The following is a 7,901-nucleotide window of genomic DNA, read 5'->3' as shown; positions in this document are numbered from 1 at the left end:
CCCCGCACGGGGGCCTCGTGCTGCAGCGCGCCCCGGGGCCGCTCAGCCGGCCGGGGAGCCCCGGTCCTCGTCGTCGCCGGACGGCGTCCCCGCGGCGCGGTCCGGCCGGGCGGCCCAGGTGAGGTAGCCGCCGTCGAGGTTGACGACGTCGCGTCCGTGCTGCGCCAGGACGCGGGCGGCGAGGTAGCCGCGCAGGCCGGCCTGGCAGTGCACCACGAGCTCGCCCTCCGGCAGCTCGTCGAGGCGGTCCCGGAGCTGGTCCAGCTCGATGTTGATCCCGCCGGGGATCGGCATCGAGGTGTGCTCGCCGGGGGTGCGGACGTCCAGCAGGGTCGCCCCGGCGGCGAGGCGGTCGTCCAGCTCGTGCCACTGGACGGTCTCGACGAGCCCGTCCCGGTGGTTGCGGTCGATGTAGCCGAGCATGTTCACGGGGTCCTTCGCGGAGCCGTACAGCGGGGAGTAGGCCAGCTCGAGCTCGGCGAGGTCGGCCGCCGCGATCCCGCCGGTGATGGCCGTGGCGATGACGTCGATGCGCTTGTCCACGCCCGCCCCGCCCACGCCCTGGGCGCCGAGGATCGCGTCGTCCTCCGGGTCCACGAGCAGCTTCAGGGTCATCCCCTCCGCCCCGGGGTAGTAGCCGGCGTGGTTCGCGGGGTGCGTGTGGACGGCGCGGTGCGGTCGGCCCGCGGCGCGCAGCCGCTTCTCGTTCCAGCCCGTGGCCGCAGCCGTGAGGCCGAAGACGCCGACCACGGAGGTGCCCAGCACGGGCCGGTCGGTCACGTCCATGCCGGCGATGACGTCGGCGACCAGCCGGCCCTGGAGGTTGGCCGTGTTGGCCAGGGCGACGAGCGTGGCGGAGCCGTCGAGGGCGTCGCGCTTCTCCACCGCGTCCCCCACGGCGTAGACGTCCGGGTCGGAGGTGCGCATGTGCTCGTCGACGACGATGCCGCCGCCCTCCCCGACCTCGAGGCCCGCCGCCCGGGCGAGCGTGCTGTCCGGGCGGACGCCGACCGCGGCGAGGACCACGTCGGCCGGCAGCTCCGTACCGTCGTCGAGCGTCACGGTGCGCACCCCCACCTCGGTGACCGTGGCCCCCAGCCGCAGGTCGAGTCCGTGCTCGCGCATCAGGGTGTGGACGGGCTCGACCATCTCGGGGTCGAGCGGGGCCATGACCTGGGGGGTGGCCTCGATGAGGGAGACCTGCAGGCCGCGGTGGACGAGGTTCTCCGCGACCTCGAGGCCCACGTAGCCGCCGCCGACGACCACGGCGGAGCGGGCGTCCCGGACCGCCGCCACGACCGCGTCGGTGTCCTCGATGTCGCGCAGGACGAGGGCGCGCTCCATGCCGGGCACGGACGGGCGCACGGGGACCGCCCCCGGGGAGAGGACGAGGGCGTCGTAGCCCTGCTCCTCCTCCCGGCCCGAGGCGAGGTCCCGGACGCGCAGCACGTGCCGGTCCCGGTCGACGCCGACGACCTCGTGCCCCACCCGGACGTCGAGGCCGAACCGGGCGCCGAGGGACTGCGGGGTCTGCAGGAGCAGCGCGGAGCGATCCTCGATGACGCCTCCCACGTGGTAGGGCAGACCGCAGTTGGCGAAGGACACGTGGCCGCTGCGTTCGTACACCGTGATCTCGGCGTCCTCCAGCAGTCGGCGCAGACGGGTGGCCGCGGACATTCCTCCGGCGACTCCGCCCACGATGACGATTCTCATGGGCTCATGCTAGCGGCGCTCAGGCCGCCGTGCGTCCCGTCCGCCCCGGCCAGCCGGGTGTCCGGAACCGGCGCCGGAGGGTGCTGCCGGGCCGGGACCCGGTGAACTCGCCGTCGGCGCCGCACGCCTCGACCCAGCCGGGGGCGTCCCGTCCCAGCACGTGCGCGGCGCGGGCGTAGGCCTGGGCCTCGACCGCGCTCGGCGCGGCGACCACGACCCGGTCCCACGGGCTCGCCGCGGCGGTACCCGTCACCGGGTTGACCAGGACGCTCCCGGGGTGCTCCACCACGGCGAGGCCCCGCCGGCCGCGCTCGACGAGAGCCGCCCGGACCCCGGCGTCCACGCCGGTATGCGGGCCCGCGGCCCGCGGGGAGGGGGCCGTCGGCGCCGCCCCGACGAGGGCGGCGGCCGCGGCGGGCGGCCCGCCCACGGCGCAGGCTTGCCCGACCTCGGCGACCAGCGCGTGGCCGGGGTGCTCCTGCGCGAAGACCCGGACCGTGCGGTCGGCCGCCCACGCGTCGGCGATCGGCGCGAGGTCCAGGACCGTGCCGCGGCCCATGCGCAGCCGCCGGGTGGGCACGTCCAGCTCGAGGCGCCCGATCCCGGGGGCGGGGTGCGGGGCGAGCCCGTCCAGGGCCCGCCAGGCCGCCGCCCCGGTGGTGGGGTCGACGAGCCCGCTCGTGAGGCGGGCGGCGAGCAGGGCGGCGGCGACGATCTCGGCCAGGACGGGGCCGACGACCACGTCGACGTCCTCGTGCTCGGCGAACCGGTTCAGCAGGGACAGCTCGGAGTCGATGCGCTCGGGGCCGACGGCCCGGGAGACCTCGCGGCGCACGCGCTCGGCGAGCCGGAGGGCCTCGGCCTGGAGGTCCGGGGCGGGTGCGCGCACGGCACCGGCGTCCGGGGCGCGGGGCGGGATCGGGGTGGGCATGACCGTCTCCTGGCGGTGGGGGGTGGAGAGGCGCGCGACGAGGGCGAGGGGCGGGACAACGGGCAGGTGCTGACGAGCTTACGCGCGCCCCGCCCCGGCGGGCGGTGACGTGACCGCCCGTTACCCGACCGTCACCGCGGCGGACCGGGACCGGCCGGGGACGACCTCGGGGACGACCCCCGGGACGACCCCCGCGACCGGCGCTCCGGCAGGGACGCCGAAGGGAGCGCCGGCCGGGACGCCGGCCGGGATCCCGGCCGGCGCACCGGCCCAGCGCAGCACGTCGGCCGGCCGGTTCGTGGTGAGCTGCTGGACGCCGAGGGCTCGGCACAGGACCACGTCCCGCGCGGTGTCGACCGTCCAGACCCGCAGGACGCGGCCCTCGGCCCGCCACTGCCGCACCAGGTCGGGGCGGGCCCGGACGAAGTCCAGGCCCGGTCCGACCAGGTCCACGAGGTCCGCCGAGATCACGGGCAGCGCCGGCGGGACCACCAGGCGCATGCCGGCGTGGAGGACCGCCGCGGCCGTGCGGCCCACGCGGAGGCCGTCCTGGACCGTGCGGCGGGTGGTCGTCTCCACGAGCTGGCACACGTGCCGGGCGGGCACCGTCTCCAGGAAGTGGCGGACGGCGTCGGGGTGGAAGCTCATCAGCGAGACCGTGACGTCGTCCAGCCGCCCGGTCTCGGGGTCCCAGCCCTCCCGCATCAGCAGGCCCAGGACCTCCTCCTCGAGCCGGTGGCCGAACGGGCTGGGGTGCTTCGTCTCCACGGCCAGACCGACGGGCCGGCCCGCGCCCCGCAGCAGGTCCAGGAGCTCGGGGAGGGTCAGCAGCTGGCGGTCCGGCGCGCCGTGGCCCGGCGGGATGCGCGTGCCCTTCCAGGAGGTCCAGTCGAGCCGCCGCAGCTCGTCCAGCGTGCGGGCGGAGACGGGGCCGCGGCCGTCGCTCGTGCGGCCCAGCTGGGCGTCGTGGTGCAGGACGAGGTGGCCGTCACGGCTGAGGTGGACGTCGCACTCCACGCCGTCGGCGCCGTCCAGGAGCGCCTGCACGTAGGCGGCCCGGGTGTGCTCCGGGAAGGCCGCGCTGGATCCCCGGTGGGCGTAGACGATCGGCCGCACTGCGCTCCCTCGGCTGTCGGTCGGGACGCGGTGGGCCCCGCTCACGCCCCAGGCTAGGGAGGCACGGTGAACGCGGGGCCACGCCCCGGCGGAGCTGTCGTGAACGACGACGACGCCCCGCGGAGCGCGGGGCGTCGTCGTGCTGCGGGCGGTGCGGGAACGCGGTGCCGGGCCTACTGCTCGCCGGTGATCTCGCCGTGGGCCGCGGCGGTGTCGGCCTTCCGGCCCCGCTTGCCCCTCCGGCCCTTCCGGTCGTCGAACCGGGGGGCCCGCTCCTCGAGGTCGAGCTCCGCGGGGAACGTCGTGGGCAGCGGCCCGAACGCCTCGTGGGTCGCGGAGACGACCTGCTTGGACATGGCCAGGTTCGCTCCCCCGCCGACGATCGCGCCCACCCCGAAGGGCAGGGCGCGGCCGAACACGGCTCCGGTCTGCCTGAGCAGGAAGCGCTTGACGAACATGTTGCGGATGATCCGGCTGACGTCGAAGGCCTTGGAGTCGTCCTTGCCCATCATCAGACCCCAGGAGGACATCATGCCCCTGCCCTTGGTGCCGCTGGCCAGGATCTGGTTCATGACCTGGCGGCCGTCCTCGCCGAGCATGAGGGCCATGACCATGGTGCGGGTCTTCTCGGGGTCCTCGGTGTGCACCCCGTGCAGCTCGGCGATCGCCTGGGCGTACAGGGCCGTGGCCTCGAGGTAGCCGACCACCGCGAAGGAGGACAGCCCCAGGGAGGCGACGGTGCCGATGCCGGGCACCACCGCGGTGGCGCCGACGGCCCCGCCGCCCATCGTCACGGACCGGACGTAGAACTTCTCGAGCCGCTCGGCGATCTGCTCGGGCGTCTCGTCCGGGTGCTCGGCGCGCTCCTTCTGGACGAAGCTCAGGACCACCGGCCGCTGCACGCGCAGCACGGTGTCGAGGAGCTTGTTCATGGCGGGCTTGGGGTTGCCCTCGTCGTCGAACGCGTTGTTCAGGGGATTCAGGTCCATGGCGTGCTCTCCTTGTGGGGTGCCGGGACGGCGGTTCTCGGCCCACTATATGCACAGCAGGCTGATCGGGTCCCGGGGATTCGCCGATGGCGGAGGACGGGTCCCGGTCAGCTCCCGGGCAGCCGGGAGACGGAGGGATCGACCTTCTGGAAGGAGTCCGGGAACTCGGCGCGCAGCCGCACGAGCTCGCGGGCGAACGCGTCCAGGTCCCGGTCCTCCCGGCTGACCGGCTCCCACTGCCGGGCCGGCAGGGCGTGCCCCTGGTCGTCGAGGGCGACCATGACCATGAGGCAGTTGGTCGTCAGCGCGAGCTCGCCGGTGGCGGGGTCCCCGGACCAGCAGTTGACGGAGATGTGCAGGCCGCGGGCCGCGGTGTGGATGAGCCGCGCCCGGACCTCCACGAGGTGGCCGATGTGCATGGGCCGGTAGAACCGGACGCCCCCGGCGTAGACGGCGATGACCGGGCGGCCCGCCCACCGGGCCCCGCACACGTACGCGGCCTCGTCGATCCAGCGCATGGCCGTGCCGCCGTGCACCTTCCCGCCCCAGTTGATGTCCGTGGGGGCGGCGAGGAAGCGCAGCACGGTCTCCTCGGCCGTGCCCTCGTCCGTGTACCGCTGCTGGCCCATCAGCTCCTCGATGCTGTTGCGCAGCTCGATCCGCCGCTGCGTGATGGCCGACTGCTGCCGCTCGTACTCCGTCTCGGGCGCCCACTGCGGGACGGGGGTGGGCCGGCCGTCCTCGTCCACGGCCACCATGATGATCAGGCACGTGTCCTTGAGCGTCACCCCGTGCTCGCGGGGGTCCGCGGAGGCCACCTCCACCCGGATGTGCATCGAGGACCGGCCCGTGTGCACGATCTTGGCGGAGACCTCCACCATGTCGCCCACGCACACCGGGCGGTCGAAGTGGATGTTGCCCACGTACGCCGTGACGCAGTAGGCCCGGGACCAGCCCACGGCGCACGCGTACGCGGCCTTGTCGATCCACTCGAGGACGCGCCCGCCGTCCACGGTGCCGGTGCGCCCGGCGTCGGTCGGTGCGGCGAGGAAGCGGAGAACGGCGGTGTCGCGTGCGGCCATGCCCCCCAGTGTGGCACGGGTCGTGGCACGGCTCACTCCACGAGCGGCGCCCACGCGTTGAGCCGGCGGAGCATGTCCGACTTCTTGCGGGTGTGCCCCTCCATCCGCACCAGGATGTCGTCGAGGGCCTCGATCGCGTCCACCACGAACGGGCCCTTGTTGAGCATGACGCACTCGGCGCGCTGGCCCATCGCCGCGTCCGTGACCTCGGCCCGGGAGGGCAGGCCCTTCTTGGCGAGGGACTCGAGGACCTGGGTGGCCCAGACGACCGGCACGTGCCCCGCCTCGCACAGCCACAGGATCTCCTCCTGCACCTCGGCCATGCGCTCGAACCCGGTCTCGACCGCGAGGTCCCCGCGGGCGATCATGACCCCCACGTCCTGCCACCGCATGGCCTCCAGCAGCATGGGCGGCAGGGCCTCGAAGCCGCCCACGGTCTCGATCTTGAGGGTGACGTCCAGGGCGGTGTTGCCGATGCGCTCGAGCTCCCGCAGCAGGTCGGTCACGTCCTCCCGCGAGCGCACGAAGGACATGTTGACGATGTCGGCGTGCTCGGCCACGAACGGCAGGTGCGACCGGTCCTCGTCGGTGAGCGCGGAGACGCGCAGGTCCGTCTCGGGCAGGTTGATGCCCTTCCCCGCCTTGAGCTTGGTGCCCTCGGGGCCGGCCTGCAGCACCTCCAGCGCGATCTCGTCGGGCTCCACGGCGGTGATCCGACAGCGGATCTTCCCGTCGTCGATCCACGCCGGCTGGCCCTCCCGGGCGTCCGTGAACACCTCGGGCAGGGAGCAGCCGATCCGGTAGGGGCTCTCGGTCCGGACCGGGGCGGGCGTGAGGTCCCGGGTCAGCACCACGGTGTCCCCCGCGCGCACGCGCAGGGACTGCTCGACGGCGGGGAGCTCGCCGAGCACGCCCTCCGTGCCGTCCTCGGCGCCGACGGCCAGTCCCGTGGCGAAGTACACGGTCTTGGAGCACTCGACCAGCACGCCGGGCCCGGTGGCCTCGAGCACCCGCAGCGTCCGCCCGGAGCCGCGCGCGTCCTTGAGCCGCAGCCTCTCCCCCGGGGTGCGGGCCGCGGTCCAGGCGGCGTCGGCCACGGGGACGGCCGGGGCGTCGTCGTCCACCGCGGGATCCGCCTCGCCCAGCCACAGGCGGGCGGGGGCGGTCACCCTGCCGCTGCTGTCGCGGCTGGGCTTGATCTTCTCGACCTGCGGGCCGGGCTCGATCGGTCCGGTGCGCAGCTTGGGCCCCGCGAGGTCCATGGCCACGCGGACCTCCAGATCCAGGGTCCGCTCGGCCGCCCGGACGTGCTCGACCATGGCCGCCCACTGCTCCGGGCCGTCGTGCGCGCAGTTGATCCGGGCCACGTCCATCCCGGCGCGGACCATGTCCTCGACGAGCCGGGGGTCCCCGGCGGCCTCCGACGGGAAGGTGACCATGATCCGGGTGCTGCGCCCGTCCCGGCCAGGGCCGAGCAGCGCGGCGGTGTTGCGGCGCAGGACCTCCGCACCGGGCAGGCCGGGCCCGTCGGGCGCCACGACGGGCCCGGGCACCTCGACGTCCTCCTCCGCCCGGCCGGCGAGCGCCCGCAGGGTCTCGAGTACGGCGCCCAGGTGGCTCATCACGCCCGCCTCCATCCGTCCCAGGGAGGACACGCCCAGGCTGCTCAGGTCCCGCTGCAGGTCCCGCACGTCCTGGCTGCGCACGGCCACGTAGTCCACGAGGTTCAGCGCGGAGCGGCGGTGGCGGGGGTTCACGCGCTCGAGCTGCGGCACGGCCGCGCGGCGGGCCCGGACCACCACGTCGACCAGGGCCAGGACCCGCTCGAGCAGCTCCGCGGCGCGCTCCTGCCGGGCGGTCGTGCTCGCCATGCCGTGCTCCTCCCCGTGGCCGTGGGCGGGGTCCGCCCGGTCGCGGCCGCCGTCGATCCGCTGACTCCTCATGATCCTCCTCGTCCGTTCCGCTGTCAGCGCCGATCCTGGGCGACCCGGACGAACAGCGGTTGAACACGAGGCAACCGGGGCCGCGCACCTGCCCACGGTGCCGGCCGGCGGCTAGGCTCGTGCGGAC

The 7,901-nt window shown here is 75.0% G+C and carries 6 protein-coding genes; all 6 read right to left on the bottom strand.

The window, feature by feature from the left end; all coding sequences use genetic code 11:
* Positions 1 to 42: 42 nt before the first annotated feature.
* Positions 43 to 1,713: an FAD-dependent oxidoreductase gene (locus tag ACH9D2_RS14330; protein WP_396363479.1), complete on the bottom strand. Its 1,671-nt coding sequence runs from the start codon at positions 1,711 to 1,713 to the stop codon at positions 43 to 45.
* 19 nt (positions 1,714 to 1,732) lie between these two features.
* Complete coding sequence (locus ACH9D2_RS14325; RefSeq protein ID WP_396363478.1) at positions 1,733 to 2,644, bottom strand: FAD:protein FMN transferase; 912 nt, start codon at positions 2,642 to 2,644, stop codon at positions 1,733 to 1,735.
* A 120-nt stretch (positions 2,645 to 2,764) separates the two neighbouring features.
* The gene (locus ACH9D2_RS14320; RefSeq protein WP_396363477.1) at positions 2,765 to 3,760 is read right to left on the bottom strand and encodes a glycerophosphodiester phosphodiesterase family protein; all 996 of its coding nucleotides are present in this window, start codon (positions 3,758 to 3,760) and stop codon (positions 2,765 to 2,767) included.
* Positions 3,761 to 3,933: 173 nt separating this feature from the next.
* Positions 3,934 to 4,749 (bottom strand): di- and tripeptidase, encoded by an 816-nt coding sequence (locus ACH9D2_RS14315; RefSeq protein WP_396363476.1) that lies wholly within the window; start codon positions 4,747 to 4,749, stop codon positions 3,934 to 3,936.
* 107 nt (positions 4,750 to 4,856) lie between these two features.
* Positions 4,857 to 5,831 (bottom strand): acyl-CoA thioesterase, encoded by a 975-nt coding sequence (locus ACH9D2_RS14310; protein ID WP_396363475.1) that lies wholly within the window; start codon positions 5,829 to 5,831, stop codon positions 4,857 to 4,859.
* A 32-nt stretch (positions 5,832 to 5,863) separates the two neighbouring features.
* Positions 5,864 to 7,774 carry a pyruvate kinase gene (locus ACH9D2_RS14305; protein ID WP_396363474.1) on the bottom strand — a complete coding sequence of 637 codons (1,911 nt, stop codon included), beginning with the start codon at positions 7,772 to 7,774 and terminating at the stop codon, positions 5,864 to 5,866.
* Between the last annotated feature and the right edge of the window lie 127 nt (positions 7,775 to 7,901).

The sequence above is a fragment of the Kocuria rhizosphaericola genome (genome assembly GCF_044462205.1).
Classification (GTDB): Bacteria; Actinomycetota; Actinomycetes; order Actinomycetales; family Micrococcaceae; genus Kocuria; species Kocuria rhizosphaericola.
Note: the sequence above shows the minus strand (reverse complement) of the source record. Positions and strands in the feature narration are given on the sequence as shown.